At 39.1% G+C, this 18,555-nt stretch carries 16 protein-coding genes; 6 read left to right on the forward strand and 10 right to left on the reverse strand.

Annotation, left to right across the window (positions count from 1 at the left end; all coding sequences use genetic code 11):
* Positions 1-37 precede the first annotated feature (37 nt).
* The 4 genes from ACPPVU_RS05080 to ACPPVU_RS05095 all read right to left on the reverse strand — a co-directional run bounded on the left by ACPPVU_RS05080 (position 38) and on the right by ACPPVU_RS05095 (position 2,415).
* On the reverse strand, positions 38-526 hold the full coding sequence (locus tag ACPPVU_RS05080) for an SRPBCC family protein (protein ID WP_426670612.1): 489 nt from the start codon (positions 524-526) through the stop codon (positions 38-40).
* A gap of 32 nt (positions 527-558) precedes the next feature.
* Positions 559-1,038 carry a GNAT family N-acetyltransferase gene (locus tag ACPPVU_RS05085; RefSeq protein WP_426670613.1) on the reverse strand — a complete coding sequence of 160 codons (480 nt, stop codon included), beginning with the start codon at positions 1,036-1,038 and terminating at the stop codon, positions 559-561.
* A gap of 6 nt (positions 1,039-1,044) precedes the next feature.
* Positions 1,045-1,875, reverse strand: a complete 831-nt coding sequence (locus tag ACPPVU_RS05090) for a sulfurtransferase (RefSeq protein ID WP_426670614.1) — start codon at positions 1,873-1,875, stop codon at positions 1,045-1,047.
* A 66-nt stretch (positions 1,876-1,941) separates the two neighbouring features.
* Entirely contained in the window at positions 1,942-2,415 is a 474-nt protein-coding gene (locus ACPPVU_RS05095) for a ribonuclease H-like YkuK family protein (protein ID WP_426670615.1), read from the reverse strand.
* 335 nt (positions 2,416-2,750) lie between these two features.
* On the opposite strand from ACPPVU_RS05095, the gene ACPPVU_RS05100 reads away from it, so the two are divergent.
* Complete coding sequence (locus tag ACPPVU_RS05100; protein WP_426670616.1) at positions 2,751-4,799, forward strand: M13 family metallopeptidase; 2,049 nt, start codon at positions 2,751-2,753, stop codon at positions 4,797-4,799.
* Between the two features lie 393 nt (positions 4,800-5,192).
* Here ACPPVU_RS05100 and tnpA read toward each other — a convergent pair whose 3' ends face one another.
* The 3 genes from tnpA to ACPPVU_RS05115 all read right to left on the reverse strand — a co-directional run bounded on the left by tnpA (position 5,193) and on the right by ACPPVU_RS05115 (position 8,237).
* Complete coding sequence (tnpA, locus tag ACPPVU_RS05105) at positions 5,193-5,654, reverse strand: IS200/IS605 family transposase (protein ID WP_426670617.1); 462 nt, start codon at positions 5,652-5,654, stop codon at positions 5,193-5,195.
* Positions 5,655-5,889: 235 nt separating this feature from the next.
* On the reverse strand, positions 5,890-6,882 hold the full coding sequence (locus ACPPVU_RS05110; protein WP_426668270.1) for an IS110 family transposase: 993 nt from the start codon (positions 6,880-6,882) through the stop codon (positions 5,890-5,892).
* A 362-nt stretch (positions 6,883-7,244) separates the two neighbouring features.
* Positions 7,245-8,237: an IS110 family transposase gene (locus tag ACPPVU_RS05115; protein WP_426668270.1), complete on the reverse strand. Its 993-nt coding sequence runs from the start codon at positions 8,235-8,237 to the stop codon at positions 7,245-7,247.
* Between the two features lie 405 nt (positions 8,238-8,642).
* On the opposite strand from ACPPVU_RS05115, the gene ACPPVU_RS05120 reads away from it, so the two are divergent.
* Positions 8,643-9,185 (forward strand): cell division protein ZapB, encoded by a 543-nt coding sequence (locus ACPPVU_RS05120; RefSeq protein ID WP_426670618.1) that lies wholly within the window; start codon positions 8,643-8,645, stop codon positions 9,183-9,185.
* Positions 9,186-9,227: 42 nt separating this feature from the next.
* Positions 9,228-9,710 carry a hypothetical protein gene (locus ACPPVU_RS05125; RefSeq protein WP_426670619.1) on the forward strand — a complete coding sequence of 161 codons (483 nt, stop codon included), beginning with the start codon at positions 9,228-9,230 and terminating at the stop codon, positions 9,708-9,710.
* A gap of 90 nt (positions 9,711-9,800) precedes the next feature.
* Here ACPPVU_RS05125 and ettA read toward each other — a convergent pair whose 3' ends face one another.
* The gene (gene ettA, locus ACPPVU_RS05130; protein WP_426670620.1) at positions 9,801-11,483 is read right to left on the reverse strand and encodes an energy-dependent translational throttle protein EttA; all 1,683 of its coding nucleotides are present in this window, start codon (positions 11,481-11,483) and stop codon (positions 9,801-9,803) included.
* 773 nt (positions 11,484-12,256) lie between these two features.
* Between ettA and ACPPVU_RS05135 the strand changes: the two genes are divergently transcribed.
* Both ACPPVU_RS05135 and ACPPVU_RS05140 read left to right on the forward strand, forming a co-directional pair.
* Positions 12,257-14,797: an ATP-dependent Clp protease ATP-binding subunit gene (locus ACPPVU_RS05135; RefSeq protein ID WP_426670621.1), complete on the forward strand. Its 2,541-nt coding sequence runs from the start codon at positions 12,257-12,259 to the stop codon at positions 14,795-14,797.
* A 229-nt stretch (positions 14,798-15,026) separates the two neighbouring features.
* Complete coding sequence (locus ACPPVU_RS05140; protein ID WP_426670622.1) at positions 15,027-15,266, forward strand: hypothetical protein; 240 nt, start codon at positions 15,027-15,029, stop codon at positions 15,264-15,266.
* Between the two features lie 74 nt (positions 15,267-15,340).
* Here ACPPVU_RS05140 and ACPPVU_RS05145 read toward each other — a convergent pair whose 3' ends face one another.
* Together ACPPVU_RS05145 and ACPPVU_RS05150 are read right to left on the reverse strand one after the other, a co-directional pair.
* The gene (locus ACPPVU_RS05145) at positions 15,341-16,495 is read right to left on the reverse strand and encodes an acyltransferase family protein (RefSeq protein WP_426670623.1); all 1,155 of its coding nucleotides are present in this window, start codon (positions 16,493-16,495) and stop codon (positions 15,341-15,343) included.
* Between the two features lie 220 nt (positions 16,496-16,715).
* Positions 16,716-17,750 carry a carboxypeptidase-like regulatory domain-containing protein gene (locus ACPPVU_RS05150; protein WP_426670624.1) on the reverse strand — a complete coding sequence of 345 codons (1,035 nt, stop codon included), beginning with the start codon at positions 17,748-17,750 and terminating at the stop codon, positions 16,716-16,718.
* Between the two features lie 303 nt (positions 17,751-18,053).
* Here ACPPVU_RS05150 and ACPPVU_RS05155 point away from each other — a divergent pair, with 303 nt between their 5' ends.
* Positions 18,054-18,479: a hypothetical protein gene (locus ACPPVU_RS05155; RefSeq protein ID WP_426670625.1), complete on the forward strand. Its 426-nt coding sequence runs from the start codon at positions 18,054-18,056 to the stop codon at positions 18,477-18,479.
* Positions 18,480-18,555 lie beyond the last annotated feature (76 nt).

The raw sequence follows: 18,555 nt of genomic DNA on the forward strand, positions 1-18,555 counted from the left end.
TCATTAAAATGGCTTTAGCCTAAAATTTATACGCCTGTCATTTTAAAAGCGATTTCTCTGGCTTTGAGCCGAATAAATGGGCGATAGCTTCTTCGCGATAGGCGAATACTTTTTTGAGTTTATTTTTTACTATCAGGCTGTTAGCTAATCTGCCGATAAAACCATAAGGGATGGCGTAGTGTACAAGATCAGTCATTTGTACACCGCCATTTACTTCTTTAAAATGGTGCTGATGGTGCCACAATGCATAGGGGCCAAAGCGCTGCTCATCTACAAAATATTCTTTCTCCTTTACATGGGTGATCTCGGTCATCCAATTAAGTTTGATACCAAATAAAGGTGATACTTTATAAGTGATGATCATCCCCGGATAAATTTTGGTACCTTCCTTGTAATCCGATGTGACTACAAAACTTATCTCGGCTGGAGTGATTTTTTCAAGGTTCAAAGGAGAAGAGAAAAAACTCCAGGCTTTATCTAAAGTTGTGGGCAGGAAAGTTTCGTACTTGAGTGGATATGTTTTCACAGTAGAACTACGGTATAACTGAGTATAAAGTTTTATTTCGATTTTCCGGCAGGTACTTCCATCCGCATTTCTATGAGCAGTTTAGTAAAACCTAATTTCTCATAAGCCTTTATTGCGGGTGAATTTCTATCATATACTTCCAGTCGGAATTCATTCACACCCCGCGATATGGCCCATTGCTGCAAAGCCTCAATTACTTTTTGGTTGACACCCTTACCGCGATCCTCAGGCTTTACATACATAAATCCTAAAAAACCATGCTTTTTATGCTTCAAAAAAGCTTTTGAATCCTCAATACGCACATAACCGCTTCCAATGATTTCACCGCCTGATTCAGCAACCGCAACCTCTACGTTAGCGGCTGTGATCATATGTGCAATATCGTAGTAATGAACATCGCCTTCCTGTATGGTCGGATCAAAGGGGCGCTCAGTAGTCATGATGCCTTTTTCAAATCCCAGGAGCGTATCCAGGTCGTCCAAAGTTGCTGTTCTTACTGTAACCCGCTCCATAGTTTATTATTCAGTTGCTATTGGTAAATCTCTTCTTGACCATTCGCTCCATGAGCCCACGTACAGTTTAGGACCTTTGATGCCCGCATAATCCATCCCTAGTAAAGTGTGACATGCTGTAACGCCTGATCCGCAATGAACAATGACTTCAGACGGCAAAACATTGCCAAATAGTTTTTCATAAGTTTTTTTCAACTCATCGGCAGGCAGGTACTTTCCGGTAGCATCCAGGTTGGTAGTATAAGGCAAATTAACTGCACCGGGTATATGACCTGCTATAAGGTCGATAGGTTCAGTCTGCCCAAGATAACGCGGGCTTTCGCGCACATCGATCACCATTTTGGTATCATCTTTAGCGGCATCCCCTGCTTGTTCTATATCAGCGGTCCCCATATACAAAGGCGGCACAGGGTAAGGTTGTACGGGTTCTGCTGTGTAAGGCTCGGTACTCAATGGAACTCCTGCATTTATTAAGGCTTGTAAACCGCCATTCAGTACCTGCACTTTTTTGTGACCGATAGCTTTCAACATCCACCAAATCCTTGCACCTCCAAAGGCTGCAGCTTTATCATCATAAACAACTACATGAGTATCGGGCGTTATTCCGAGCTTTCCTAATAGTTTGGCAAAATCTTCAAGAGGTGGTAAAGGGTGGCGGCCGCCGTAGGCAGGGTCTTCTGGTTTGACGGCAAGATCCTTATCAAGGTCGACATGCTGTGCGCCTTCCAGGTGACCGGAAAGGTAACGTTGATAGGTATCCGCTCCGGCACGAGCGTCGATAAGTATGACAGGGCCGTTAATCGACCTTAGTTCATCTATTTCAATAAGTGGCGACATGGTAAATGCAATTTATACCTCAAAGATATAAATGGATCGCCAAATAAAAATGTTTTCCCGGTTTAGTTATTGCACCATTTTGTTAGCACAATAAGAGCTGGCAAAGGCTTCAGGCTTAGCTTTGAATACAAAACCCATGCTCAAAATGTACCCCATAGCTTCATGCAGCGCCTGGTTTGATTTAAACATTGGATTGGTATTAATATCAGCATGCACTTCCAGGTCAACATCGTACAGGTCGAGCAAATCGCATAGCTTATAGGCAATGTCGATAGACTTTTGCACCTCGCTAAGCATACGTTCCTTAATGCTCATTTTTTGCCCTGTCCGTTCCTGGTGGATGAACATGAAGCCACCACGTTTCTCACGAAGAAAAACGATGACAGTAGCAAAATCAGTGACAGTGCCTTTTACTTGTGAGTCGGTGCCGATGCAAACTTTAAGCTTATTGCCGATCAGGCTTTCCCTTTCGATGGCTTTCTCAACCTCTTCAAGGATTGGCGATTGGATGATCTCGCCGCTAAATTTTCTCCAGGCCATATAAATTATTTTAGGTTAATTTAATTTGACCTGTTTTTCAGGTCTATAAAAATAAGCGATAAGCTTTCATATAAACGTTAAGCCGGTGTGATTTATTTGTTAACACTTTCCTAATTACCAACAGGTTAAATGTAATTATTATTAGATTAGTGTTTTTACTACGTTGCCAATAAATGCAATTTAGTGTTTAAAATTGGATTCAGCAGCAAATTGAAAGGGATGACGTATTTCTTTTAATCTCAAAATAAATTATAAATAACGTAATGCGTTGCCTATATGTATTGAAAAAAATACTTAATATTGAATTGTTTGGGGCTAAAAATTATCAAAATCATATGAAATTAACTCACTATGCATGGCTCGCCGTTGCGGCCATGTCAGTAACTGCATGCAAACACAAACCGGCAGAATCATCATCCGATGTACCAAAACGTACCATATTCTTTGATAAGACCGGTATGGACACTACCATAAAACCAGGCGATGATTTCTTTTCATACGCCAGTGGTAAGTGGATGAAGGAAACAAAAATTCCACCATCTGAAATTGGCTGGGGGTCGTTCTATACATTGAGTGATGATAATCTAAAGAATCTTCATAAAATTCTGGACGATGTATCTGCACAGGATAACAAAGCCGAAAGTAAAGAACAAAAGGTGGGCGACCTGTATAAAAGCGGCATGGATACTACGACAATAGAAAAGCTGGGATATGAGCCTATTAAGCCACTGCTGGCAAAAATCAATGTTGTAAAAGATTATAAAGAGCTGGTGCAATTAGCTGCTGATGGCTTTAAAACCGGTGATGGTTTCCTGTTAGGATTCTATGTGTCGCCAGATGATCGTGTCAGCTCAAAAAATATAGCTCACTTTGACCAAACCGGAATCACGTTGCCTGAAAGGGATTATTATTTCAAAACAGATTCCGCATCTAAAAAGATACGTGATCAATTTGTAAAACATATTGCCAAAGTATTTGAGCTGATCGGTGTTGATACTGCAACTGCGGCAAAAAAAGCAGGTGGTATTTTGAAGCTGGAAACAGCAATAGCCCAGTCACACAAAACACCAGTTCAATTGCGTGACCCGCAGGCTAACTATAATAAATTTGCTGTTGCTGATCTGCAAAAGCAAATGCCTGACGTTGACCTGAAGGATGCATTTAACCGCATGGATCTTAAAACCGATACGATATTGGTTGGGCAGCCTGGCTATTACAAAGCCCTGGATAATCTGTTGAAAACACAGCCTATTGATGTATGGAAAGATAAAGTAATTTTTAATGCGGTGGATGGAGCATCTTCATTATTAAGCAAGAGTTTCAGAGATGAGCATTTTGATTTTTACGGCAGAAAGCTACAAGGTCAGAAGGAGCAGAAACCACGCTGGAAGACAATCGCCTATAATGTTGACGGCGGATTAGGCGAACTTTTGGGTCAGCTGTATGTAGAAAAATATTTTACGCCTGATGCTAAACAGCGAATGCTTGATCTGGTGAACAACCTGCAAAGTGTTTACAAAGACCGGATAGATAAATTGGATTGGATGGGCGCTGATACAAAAAAACGTGCGTTGGAAAAGCTTGCGGCTTTTACCAAAAAGATCGGCTATCCGGATAAATGGAAAAAATATGATGACGTGGAGATCAGCAAGGATGCTTTTTATAAAAATGAAGAATCTATAGCAAAGCACGATTATAACGAGGAGCTCAAAAAGGTAAATAAACCTGTTGACCGCAGCGAGTGGGGGATGACACCACCAACTGTAAACGCTTATTATAACCCTACGTTTAATGAGATCGTATTCCCTGCCGGAATATTGCAGTTCCCTTTCTTTGATGAGGAAGCGGATGATGCTATTAATTATGGTGCTATCGGTGCGGTTATCGGTCACGAAATGACACATGGTTTTGATGATCAGGGTCGCCAGTACGACAAAGACGGTAACCTGAAAGATTGGTGGACAAAAGATGACGCCGGTAAGTTCAAGAAAAAGGTACAGGTAATGATCGATCAGTATAATAAATTTACTGTGTTGAAAGACTTGCATGTAAACGGTAGTCTTACACAAGGCGAGAACCTGGCAGATATAGGCGGTTTGGCCATTGCTTACCAGGCGTTCAAAAATACACCAGAAGGTAAAAGCGATACGAAGATCGATGGATTTACGCCAGATCAGCGCTTCTTCCTGTCGTTTGCACAAGTATGGCGCATCAAAAATAGTGATGAAACCATGCGCATGCGTATCAATGTTGATCCGCACTCGCCAGAAATGTACCGTACAAACGGTCCATTATCAAACACACCAGCATTTTATAAAGCATTTGATATTAAACCGGGCGATAAAATGTACCGTGATGAAAAGGATATGGTGAAGGTTTGGTAGAGTTTAAATTCCATATGAATTAAAAATGCCATCCGGTTTTCGGGTGGCATTTTTTTGTTGGAGATATTTATGCAAATGAAATGGTCGCTTCAAGAGGTTTCGTACCTACGGCACGAAGATTCTTGTTTTATTATTAGTGCTACCAACATTTGATCCCTATGGGATTGGATATGATAATGTGTCCTGGTTTCCATAGGAATTCAATTTTGATAAATATGCAAGGGGCTCCATAGGCATTCAATTTGACAAATGTATCCTGGTTTCCATAGGAGTTCAATTTGATAAATATAAAAAAGGCTCCATCGGAGCCAAATGTTGGTAGCAAAAAAGAATATCCAACATTATTATTGCCCCGTAGGGTCAATACATAAACCGACATAACCGATTTTTAAATCATTCCGGCAATTTGAAAATATATCTTTCATCATATTCAATCTCAAATTGTTCGAGAAATTGTTGGTATTCTTCCAAAAAGGTTCTCTTGCGATGATGTTCCTCCTGGTTCATTATATAATCTGTAACCGCTTGCATATGTGAACGCGAATAGGAAAATGCACCATAGCCTTCTTGCCATCTAAACATTGCTGACGTAAATTGCTGTTTATTTATCCATTCAGACGATTCGCCTTTAACCAATCGCATCAAATCGGAAAGAGATTGATTTGGCCTAAACCCTATAAACAAATGCAAATGGTCTGGCATGCTGTTAATAGCAATCATTTTATGGCCATGGTTCTGTACAATGCCTGTGATGTATTTATGCAATTGCTCTTTCCAGGATAGTTGAATGAGGGACTGGCGGAATTTTACCGCCATAACGCATTGAATGTGAATTTGGGTATAGGTATTGGACATGGTTTAGATAAAGCTTAATTAACGCAATATAGTAATGCATTTACAAACCAAAAACAGGCATTGGATAAAATCAAACCGACATGGTGTTTAATTTCGTACCTATGGCACGTAAATCTCCTATATTATTTTTTTCTACCAACATTTGATCCCTACGGGATTTTTATAAATAATACAGCTATTCTGCTCCGTATTCTAGGTTTACCATATATCCAAATTAATTTAAAATTGCTTTTTTTCAGGCTGATCGTTTGTAGTTATCCACATACATTTCACCTCTTTTTACTAAGGAGAACATTCGGAGGATCAGCTTGAATTTAACATTGTTTAATACCAGTGGATAGCATTTGTTTTTGAACTTTCTTTCGGCATATGCTTTGAGTTCAAGGTCATGCGCTATCGCTGTTTTTGCAGCTTGATTCAACTCCTGTTTCAGTTCCTTATTTGCAAGTTTACTGACCCTTGTGCGGCCTTTGACACTTGTTCCCGATTTATGACCAAATGGAAGCACACCCACATACACTGCGTACGTTCTTGCATCCGGGAAACTGGTAAAGTTTTCGGTATAAGCGATGGTCATCCATGCATTTATTTTACCGATGCCCTTGATGCTGGTTATTATCCGGTAGTTTAACAACATAGCGTCATTGGCTTTAACTATTTCCATTATCTGTTTCTCCACCTGGTTTATGTACACCGTGTTTGATTTCATTTTTGCCTTACTAACACGGGTAATTGTATCGGCTGTCTTTATCTCGTACATGTGCTGGCGCTCGCTTAATGTGCTTTGCAAGCCCGCATTTTCCCGTACCAATCGTTTACGAAAAGATAAGAGCTGTTTAAGTATCAGGATGGTTTTATCCAACGGCCTTGAAGGCTCAATGTCTTTTATCCTTTGTTCACCATATTTGCTGATACGAAAGGAGTCGGCCTCATCACTTTTCCCCCTGGTCATACCCATGGAGTTTTTTATTTCAAGTCCAGGCACCCTGCAATATGAAATAGAAAAAGCCTCGCAAAATTGAATGAACCTGTATTCATAACCACCCGTGTATTCCATCACTATCAGGGTTTCTTGCAAATCGATGTTATGAGTTTTACACCACTTCTGAAATACCTTGAACCCCGCAGAACAATTGTCGATTTTGATGTGCTGCCCAAGCTCGTAACTACTTACGTCCAGTGTCAACTTCGACACATCCACCCCCAGAATAACATTCCACTTTCTCATACGTTTATAATTTAAGTTTATAAAGATTGCCTTTTGCCGAAAAAACCTTTGTTGTAGCAAGGTTAGTATTCTAGTTGGGCCTTGGGCAATCATAAAGGGCAGGGACTAATACGGAGCATAGTTCTGTAAACTTAGTAGGAGCTCAAGTTCACCCTGCCCTTTATCATAACGTTATTCACAAAGTTTTTAGTTTTTAACACCCCCCAGACCCCCCGTTTCAAACAATAACAATATTTATAAAAAATACTCTTAATTAGACCAAAGGTCAGGAGCAATATGTTGGTAGAAAAAAGGGAAGAGAGGATTTTTGCTCCGTATTCTAGGTTTACCATATATCCAAATTAATTTAAAATTGCTTTTTTTCAGGCTGATCGTTTGTAGTTATCCACATACATTTCACCTCTTTTTACTAAGGAGAACATTCGGAGGATCAGCTTGAATTTAACATTGTTTAATACCAGTGGATAGCATTTGTTTTTGAACTTTCTTTCGGCATATGCTTTGAGTTCAAGGTCATGCGCTATCGCTGTTTTTGCAGCTTGATTCAACTCCTGTTTCAGTTCCTTATTTGCAAGTTTACTGACCCTTGTGCGGCCTTTGACACTTGTTCCCGATTTATGACCAAATGGAAGCACACCCACATACACTGCGTACGTTCTTGCATCCGGGAAACTGGTAAAGTTTTCGGTATAAGCGATGGTCATCCATGCATTTATTTTACCGATGCCCTTGATGCTGGTTATTATCCGGTAGTTTAACAACATAGCGTCATTGGCTTTAACTATTTCCATTATCTGTTTCTCCACCTGGTTTATGTACACCGTGTTTGATTTCATTTTTGCCTTACTAACACGGGTAATTGTATCGGCTGTCTTTATCTCGTACATGTGCTGGCGCTCGCTTAATGTGCTTTGCAAGCCCGCATTTTCCCGTACCAATCGTTTACGAAAAGATAAGAGCTGTTTAAGTATCAGGATGGTTTTATCCAACGGCCTTGAAGGCTCAATGTCTTTTATCCTTTGTTCACCATATTTGCTGATACGAAAGGAGTCGGCCTCATCACTTTTCCCCCTGGTCATACCCATGGAGTTTTTTATTTCAAGTCCAGGCACCCTGCAATATGAAATAGAAAAAGCCTCGCAAAATTGAATGAACCTGTATTCATAACCACCCGTGTATTCCATCACTATCAGGGTTTCTTGCAAATCGATGTTATGAGTTTTACACCACTTCTGAAATACCTTGAACCCCGCAGAACAATTGTCGATTTTGATGTGCTGCCCAAGCTCGTAACTACTTACGTCCAGTGTCAACTTCGACACATCCACCCCCAGAATAACATTCCACTTTCTCATACGTTTATAATTTAAGTTTATAAAGATTGCCTTTTGCCGAAAAAACCTTTGTTGTAGCAAGGTTAGTATTCTAGTTGGGCCTTGGGCAATCATAAAGGGCAGGGACTAATACGGAGCATAGTTCTGTAAACTTAGTAGGAGCTCAAGTTCACCCTGCCCTTTATCATAACGTTATTCACAAAGTTTTTAGTTTTTAACACCCCCCAGACCCCCCGTTTCAAACAATAACAATATTTATAAAAAATACTCTTAATTAGACCAAAGGTAGGTGCAAAACATATTCGGCATGGGTTGAAAATGGGAATTTGGGTATAAGGGAAGATAATATTTGTTAAGAATTATTTTTATAAATAGATTTACGTTGAATCACACTTAATTTCAGTAGATCGATCTCAACAAAATATTATGTCTACAGTTCAAGTAATAACAGAAGTTATTTACTATACGATTGATAATAGCCTAAACTTTCATGCATATGATAATTTTGGCAATACCGGTAATTCAGATGAAAGTAAGTTTATAATTAGGAAAAACATTGGCTATAACTCTTTTCAATCTAATGCAGGTGATTTATGGCAGAATTATGCCGCTAATATGGAATTCTTAGATGAAAATGGTAATTCAGTTTCAAATATTTCAGAAAATGACTGGAAATTTGAGATGGATCATTTCGGTATGACGGGGGGATATTCTTATACCACTATGTGGATAAAATTTACTGATTCGTTCGGATTTTCAGGTAGAGAAACATTCAATATATCTATAGAAGGTTTTATTGATGCATACAAAAGATTTCAAAGACTAAATAAATTTGATGGCTATAAATACGCCAAATTATCTATAGAAAATGAAGAATTGGTTGTTGAAAATAGTGCGTTAAAAGAAAAGCTTAATGATTTAACCTTAGAGAACATAAAGTTAAAGAGTAAACTATCAGCAGTTTCTTAATAGTAATGCTATTGCATTTTCCCCATCATTAAATAAATGATAATGAATAATCATGTTGAGTATTTTAACGTTAAAACCGCTACAATTGCTATAGTTGTGCAGCAGTATTTAGCTAATAACAGTGTTTATGTCAAAACAGAAGAATTTAGAGAATACCCGAGTATAGGGCACCCTAAATTAACAGATTGGAAAACAGACACTGCATTTTTATGCGCAGAACTTTCAAAGACTGAATTAGACGGCGATGATTATTTTACTTCTTTGTATGAAATGTGCAAAAAGCATTTGCTACAATTCGGGAGATTAATTGATATCGATTTATATAATTATATTGATGAATTGGTGCTTATAAGTAAAGCACTTTATGAAATGTTTGGTGATCATTATCCAAGTGAGTGGGGCAAAAGTTTTTGGCATGATTTGCAACATTCAGCATTTAGCAAATTTGGCGAACATATCTATATTCATAAATTTGATGCACTGAAAACGGAGTTGATTAAATTGACGGACTTTCAAGGTCTTTAGTGGCTTTTAATCGGTCAAGATAAGAGACTCAAGAAGTTCTTGATACTTAGAGAGTCTTTTAAATTCCAAACAATAAATTCTAAAACAACCTCATCCCACCAACTTCTTATACTTCAACCTATGCGGCGTTACATCACCCAAACGTTTTTTTCGGTTTTCTTCATAATCTGAATAATTTCCTTCAAAAAAGTAAACCTGTGAGTTGCCCTCAAATGCCAAAATGTGCGTACAGATACGATCCAGGAACCAGCGGTCGTGGCTGATAACCACAGCGCAACCCCCAAAGTTCTCCAATGCTTCTTCCAATGCACGCAGGGTATTCACATCGATATCATTGGTCGGCTCATCCAGCAACAATACGTTTGATCCTTTTTTCAGCGTGATAGATAAATGCACCCGGTTACGCTCACCACCTGATAATACGCCTACTTTCTTTTGCTGATCGGCGCCGTTAAAGTTGAACTTGGATACATAAGCCCTTGAGTTAAGCGGCTTATTGCCTACCAGTATAGTTTCCAACCCACCGGTAATGTTTTCCCAAACTGATTTATTTGGATCAAGGTCATCATGCAACTGGTCCACATAGCCTAAAGCAACAGTTTCACCAACACGGAATGTACCTGAATCCGGAGTCTCCTGCCCTGTAATCAAGCGAAACAAAGTAGTTTTACCGGCACCGTTTGGCCCGATAATACCCACAATACCCGCTGGTGGTAATGAAAAAGTTAAGTTCTCAAATAAAACCCTGTCACCATAAGTTTTGGTCACATTATTCACCTCGATTACCACATTACCCAAACGTGGGCCAGGTGGAATAAATAATTCCAATTTGTCTTCCCTTTCCTTTGTTTCCTCGGAGGCCAATTTTTCATAGTTGGATAAACGGGCTTTTCCTTTGGCCTGTCGTGCTTTAGGAGCCATACGTACCCATTCCAGTTCGCGCTCCAGGGTTTTCTGGCGTTTGCTTTCAGTTTTCTCTTCCTGTGCTAAACGTTTTGATTTCTGATCGAGCCAGGATGAATAATTTCCTTTCCACGGAATACCTTCACCACGATCAAGTTCCAGTATCCAGCCGGCTACGTTATCCAAAAAGTAGCGGTCGTGCGTTACGGCTATTACTGTACCTTTATATTGTTTCAGATGCTGCTCCAGCCAATCAATAGATTCGGCATCCAGGTGGTTGGTAGGCTCATCCAATAAAAGTACATCCGGTTCCTGCAACAGCAATCGGCACATAGCCACCCGGCGACGCTCACCACCTGATAGTACCGATATTTTGGTATCCGGATCAGGACAGCGCAGCGCATCCATCGCCCTTTCCAGTTTGGTGTCCAGTTCCCAGGCATTTACAGCGTCAATTTTATCCTGCAATTCGCCCTGGCGTGCCATCAGTTTATCCATAGCATCAGGGTCGCTGTAAACTTCTTCAAGACCAAATTTTTCGTTTATTTCTTCGTATTCTTTTAGTATAGCAGTAATTTCTGATACGCCTTCTTCCACTACTTCTTTAACGGTCTTATTTGGGTCAAGCTCAGGCTCTTGTGCCAAAAAACCTACAGTATATCCCGGAGAGAATACAACTTCGCCCTGGTATGACTTATCCAGCCCGGCAATGATCTTTAAAAGTGAAGATTTACCTGAGCCATTTAGACCGATCACACCTATCTTTGCACCATAAAAAAAGGATAGATAAATATTCTTTAAAACTTGTTTTTGCGGAGGATAGATCTTGTTTACTCCGGCCATTGAAAAAATGATCTTTTCGTCTGCCATGTTTTTTTAATTAGTGAATTAATGAATGAGTGAATTAGTGAATGAGAAAGTCTTACTCAGTCCTTCACTCAATCACTAATTCACTCATTGTGTTTCAAGGTCACAAATATGCTTCAAAATTGATGGAATAGCAATTGTTTTAGGCGTTGAGTGAGTTAAAAAATATCCTGATAGCAACTATTCAACTCAGGCAACTTATTCAATCAATTAACGGTACGTATTGTAACAACCTGCGATTAATTATCGTCTTAACTATCTTAACTATATAATAATAAAAAGACGCTAGGAGAGTTTAATAGAAGGGTTTTATGTAATAAAAACGAGATTTATAGTGTGTTGTGGAAATCTTGAAAACTATTTGACATAATTGACGAAATAAACAATCATTTTTGAATAACTACTCGTATAAAAGCTACCGGAGACTATTAGAAAGGGCATTTGTGTCGTAATGTCATACACGGGTGACGAAATTTCTTGTTTTAGCGTTCTTATATAATTACCGGGTTTGTAAAATGGTTAAACTTTTTGGAGATTGCTTTGTCAATACCTATAAAGAATAAAATTATCGAAAATAATCGCTGTTACAACAGTTTTTTTGCTAATTATCCTTGGAATAAAAGTTTTCTTTGATAGATTGCGCATCATAATAATGTCTGTTTTTGTAAAGTGTGAATAGTTGGCAGAATTGTTGCCATTTGATAGAACAGACGTCTTAATAATATTAAAAACTAATTGTTAAATTAGGACGTACATAATTTTTGGAAAGGTATTATATGGAAGCTAAATTTTCGCCGCGGGTTAAGGATGTAATACAATATAGCAGGGAAGAGGCATTGCGTCTTGGACACGATTATATTGGTACCGAACATCTTTTACTTGGGCTTATTCGCGACGGTGATGGTATCGCAATTAAATTGCTGAAAGGATTGAATGTTGATACCGCCAAACTTCGCCGTGCCGTGGAAGATGCTGTAAAAGGCACCATTGGCACCAATGTACACATCGGTAGTATACCGCTTACTAAACAAGCGGAAAAAGTATTAAAGATCACTTACCTGGAAGCTAAGATATTTAAGAGTGACGTAATTGGGACCGAGCATTTGCTTCTTTCTATCTTACGTGATGAAGATAATATAGCATCGCAGATATTGCTGCAGTTTAATGTTAACTACGAGATTTTTAAAGGTGAGGTAGAATCGCACAAAACTGACGTGACCGACGAAATGCCCGGTTCACCAACAGGTGGCGAGGATGATTTTAAAGAGGACGACTCTTTTAGCCAGCCTAAAAAAGTATCCGATATTAAATCTAAAACTCCGGTACTGGATAATTTCGGTCGTGATTTGACCAAAGCTGCTGAAGATGGCCGCCTTGACCCGATCGTTGGTCGTGAGAAAGAAATCGAACGCGTATCACAGATTTTATCTCGTCGTAAAAAGAACAACCCTATTTTAATAGGTGAGCCTGGTGTAGGTAAATCAGCAATTGCTGAAGGCCTTGCATTACGCATTGTTCAACGCAAAGTATCACGTGTATTGTTTAACAAACGTGTGGTTACGCTTGATTTAGCTTCATTGGTTGCCGGTACCAAATATCGTGGCCAGTTTGAAGAGCGCATGAAAGCGGTAATGAACGAATTGGAGAAATCACCTGATGTAATTTTATTTATCGACGAAATTCATACTATAGTTGGCGCAGGCGGTGCTTCCGGCTCGCTTGATGCATCTAATATGTTTAAACCTGCTTTAGCAAGAGGCGAAATACAATGCATTGGCGCAACTACATTGGACGAATACCGTCAGTATATTGAGAAAGACGGAGCTTTAGATCGTCGTTTCCAAAAGGTAATGGTTGAACCAGCCACTCCTGATGAAACTATCGAAATATTAACCCGCATTAAGGATAAATACGAAGAGCACCATGGTGTAACTTATACTCCCGAAGCTATCAATGCTTGCGTGGCTTTAACAGCAAGGTATATAACCGACAGGTTTTTACCGGATAAGGCTATCGATGCGTTAGATGAATCAGGCTCAAGGGTACATTTGACCAATATTCATGTTCCTCAGAATATTTTGGATGTTGAGGCGAAGATCGAACAGATCAAGATAGAAAAGAATAAAGTTGTTCGCAGCCAGAAATATGAAGAAGCAGCTAAACTGCGTGATACAGAAAAACATTTACTGGAAGAACTGGAACAAGCCAAAGCAGTTTGGGAAGCTGAAACAAAATCAAAACGTTACACTGTAACCGAAGATAATGTTGCCGAAGTGGTAGCCATGATGACCGGTATCCCGGTTCAGCGTGTTGGACAGGCCGACAGCCAAAAACTGTTGAATATGTCTGAAACCATTGCCAGCAAGATCATTGGGCAGGACGAGGCGATCAAAAAGCTGACCCGTGCTATACAACGCACACGTGCCGGATTGAAAGATCCTAAAAAACCTATTGGTTCATTTATATTCCTGGGCCCTACCGGTGTGGGTAAAACAGAGTTGGCTAAAGAGCTTGCACGTTTTATGTTTGATACCGAGGATGCCCTGATACAAATAGATATGAGCGAGTACATGGAAAAATTCGCTGTATCACGTTTGGTAGGAGCGCCTCCGGGTTATGTAGGATACGAAGAAGGTGGTCAGCTGACTGAAAAAGTTCGCCGTAAGCCATATGCTGTGATCCTGCTGGATGAGATCGAAAAAGCTCATCCTGATGTATTCAATATCCTGTTACAGGTATTGGATGAAGGTCAGCTAACCGATTCATTAGGTCGCAAGGTTGATTTCAGGAATACGATCATCATTATGACCTCAAATATTGGTGCTCGCCAGTTGAAGGATTTTGGACAGGGTGTTGGTTTCAACACAGCTGCCAAAACCAATCAGGCTGATGCACACTCAAGAGGCGTGATAGAAAATGCATTGAAACGTGCTTTTGCCCCTGAGTTCCTGAACCGTATTGATGACGTGATCGTGTTCAACTCTTTAGGTAAAGAAGAAATATTCAAGATCATTGATATTGAACTGGCATTTTTGTTTGGCCGTGTAAACAGCCTTGGTTATAAAATAACTTTAACTGATAATGCCAAAGAGTTTATTGCCGATAAAGGCTTTGACTCACAATTTGGTGCACGTCCTCTAAAACGCGCTATCCAGAAATATCTGGAAGATCCAATCGCTGAAGAAATATTGAAAGGCGAACTGGTTGAAGGAGATACCATGGAGGTAGACTACGACAAAGAGGCCGACCAGGTAAAAGTTCTTGATAAAAAGAGTAAAGGCGAAAGTAAAAAGCCAAAAGAAGAAGAACAGGAATAAGTAAACTTTTTCTGATAAATATTAAGCCCCGTTAGTCTTTGACTGATGGGGCTTTTTTATGGCTCTATTGCAAATATTAAAGCTAATAATGATTTGTAATCTATTGGCTATTGGTAGCCCACACTAACACATGTTAATAAGTGCCAACCATTTTTAGCATGCAAAACAATTACTTTAGAATATATGTTAATTTATTACACTATAACTATTAACCTATGAATTCTTTATTATGGAAAGTGACGAACTGTATGATGATATACAGGAAGCGAAAACAGCGTTTGTAACTACCTTATTGGTTGCTGTTTATTGCTTTTCGGTTATCATGAAATCTATTGCGGTGCATTTGGAGTGGAAAGTGATCTGCTCCAGTATTGGATTTCTAATAGTCACCCTGATTGGAGTCTGGCTTTTTATCAGGCTCGTTAGATTATATAAAGTATCTAAGAATGCTTTAAATGATCTGGAATAGATCAGTGACTATATCAATAACGAAAAAGGCCCCGGGATCCGGGGCCTTTTTCGTTATTGCGTTTTATAAGAAAATCAGAGCTCAGCAACTTTTTGCCTTTTAAAACTGAAAATATTGGTGTGGCGCAGGTAATCCACTTGTTTCTCAGGCTTTCTAAATGTATATAGCCACCATAGCTTATACTTGAGGCAGAAATTATAAAAGAATATTGGTAATACTATACCAGATGCCCATACCAGCATAATAAGCGCCGGGGTATAAGTAATATGCAAAAAGCTTTGGAGAAAAATGCGGACAAATGTCATTACAATAACCTGCATGCAATAAACGAACAGGGAATGGTATCCCACAATGCGTATCCATGTAAATACTTTATATTTCTGAAGCAGAAATGAGAAACTTACAGATGTTGCACAGCCCATCAGCGCTTCCAACAGAAAGAATAAAGGCATTTTTTGTTCTACATATCTGTCATAATGGCCTGGCTTTATATTGATCTCTGTAAAATAATATTGAACAACTAGAAATACCACTAACAGGGGGACAAATATCTTCCACGATGAAAAACCCTGGATATTCTTTTCATCGAGCATTACGTTTGAGATCAGATCGCCCAGCGCAAAGAAGAAGTAGTATTCAAAAATATCGGTTAAAAGCATTGCATTTATATCATGGACATGTATGTAAGCGGACATCGCATAGAGTCCCAGACCCAATAACACATTAAAAATTGGCTTTAATTTGAATATGGATTTAATGGAAGCGTATACAACGCCTATGCAAAACAGCGCGTTAAGATACCAGAAATGGCCTGTTTGCCGCGGATCAATAATTAAATAGAGAAATTTAGTAGGGCCTGCATCGGTATTGTGTGTAAAACTTGTAAACCTGGCCGCTATGATCTGTAATGTGATCTCTATAACCCCCCATATCAGTAAAGGGAATAGTATATTATTGGTACGGTCGCCAATATAATTGTTAAGCCCTTTTTTATTGAGGCTTCTGCCAACCAGCAGGCCTGAAATGATAAAGAACAAAGGCATTCTGAAACCGTAAAAGAAAGCACCGAAATAGGTCCAGCCAGGGTAGGCGCTTAAATCTGTTACATGGCCTTGTAATGCTTCCATGCAATGGCCGTAGCCAACAAGCATAATACTGATGCCCTTATCATAGTCTATCCAGAGCCAGCGTTTTTCTTTGAGTATAAATTTCGAATTAAAAGGATCCATGTTTTGCTATAGGTTCAATTGTGGTTTAAATTAAGTTAGGTATTAGTACTGCTTCAATCCAATACGGCAAAAACTGGGGAATAGTTGCCACATTATTAACGATTTAGCTAAATTTAATACCCATGAGGCTAAACGACAAAGAAGAAAGGCAAACTTTGTGCCGCATGCATTTATAGTTAAAATACAGCCACGTCAATTAAAAAAAGGGGAATTTTTTTATCTATTGGGGATAGTAATCCACAGGCAGCAGCTCGGCCATTCGATTTTTTCCCCAATCACCTTCAAAAGTTACACTGGCCGGGTCGAGGAAAACACCATTATTATCAAATAAGGAATAAGGCTTTTCAAATATGATATTTGTACTCAGATCGCCACGGGTGATAGATAAACAATCTTCAAACTCAAGTGCGAAAAGACCTTTATCATCTGTAGTCTTTACAAAATCCGAAGTTGTCAAAAGAGTTTTATATACGGTTTCGAGGTATTTTCTACCCGATCCATTATAGTCAGGATTAAGTTTTCTAACCAGCCTGAATACTTTAAATTTCTCCTCTGTAATGCGGTTTGCTATTACTGAGCGCAAAAAATGCATGCTCGATCCGTTATAAACTTTTAAACGCGCTTTCTGCCAGCGACGCTGCATTTTTTGATCGGGTAGCTCCTCAAACAATGCCGACCCCTCATAAAAGAGCAGGCCATTACGGTAATCCCTTGTAAACTGGGTAAGAAGATATTTTATCTTGTAGCCCAACGCCTTATTTTCAATCTCGATAAAATCAAACGAACTTGCGGTAAGTTGCCTGCTTTGTTCATCATAATGGATATCAAGCATGTCAGAATTGAGTATCTTACATTGTTTGGCATAGTCCGACTGGCCCAAAAACTCTTCTTCAAATAGCTTGTAATTTCTTTCCCGGTTAAGATCGGGTCTGATATCTACTTCTTTTAAAGCAATTGCCTTTGGTATAATTTCTATATCAGGCAATGCAATGTTCCGGTTCACCATCAAGGTTTGCCGGTAAGTCTCATACCCGATAATAGATACCACCAATTCATATCGGCCGGAGTGCACACCGGTGATTTCGTAAGTGCCATCTTCATTAGTTTTTGCTCCGGCAGTGGCATTACTCAGGAACACGCTGGCATTGGCAACAGGTTTTTTATCTGCCTGGTTAAGTATTTTCCCTGCCAGATGATGTTGACCTAATGTGGTAAACGGCAAAAAAACAAGCAAGAAAAATAATATCCGTTGCATACACCGTATAAAATGTAAAATTATTTTAACAAGGGGATTGACTGAAATCTCGTTAAGCACAGTGCTATAAATTGATTTGCCGGATGATCTCTGCTTGTGCAGATTTAATTGAAACAAAGGACAAGGCGGTAGCGTTAAAGTTTTAAAGGAATTAATTAAAATTATTTGAATAGTTTTTAAACCTTTTTCATTTTTTTTGTTCTAATTTATAGAAAACATATTATTTATGAAATCATCATGAGCTTCAAAATATAAATGCCGACTCATGATAGCTTCATAATCTTTTTAAAACAAATTATTTATATGAAAAAACTCTTATCAATCCTTTGCTGCTCAGTAATATTATTGACAGTATCCTCATGTACTAAGCAGTATATCACACCTCCTGCACCAAACCAGAATCAAACGATAACTGCCAATATTGCTTCAACCGACTGGCTGGCGTATACTGATGGTAAATCTTACTATGTACCTATCGATGTGGCTGCTTTAGACGATGCCTCGGCACAATTCGATGGTGTTGTGGTGTCAATTTCTTATGATGGCGGTAAAACGTATGAGCAATTACCTGAAGTATATAATGGATTGTCCTTCAGCTATACGTATAATGGAGCTGGGACCAGCAGTGCGGGTAATGTAAGTATTTATGCCCAATCTCCTGACGGCGGCACCCCGATTAAGCCTACCGATCCCATCATGGTGAAGATTGTATTAGTTTATTCTAATTAATCACCGGGGATTTTGAAGAAACAAAAAAGGTGTGCCGAATTTCAGCACACCTTTTTTATGGATTGTCATTAAAGTC

Source organism: Mucilaginibacter sp. McL0603, from assembly GCF_049992945.1.
In the GTDB taxonomy this organism is placed as follows: Bacteria; Bacteroidota; Bacteroidia; order Sphingobacteriales; family Sphingobacteriaceae; genus Mucilaginibacter.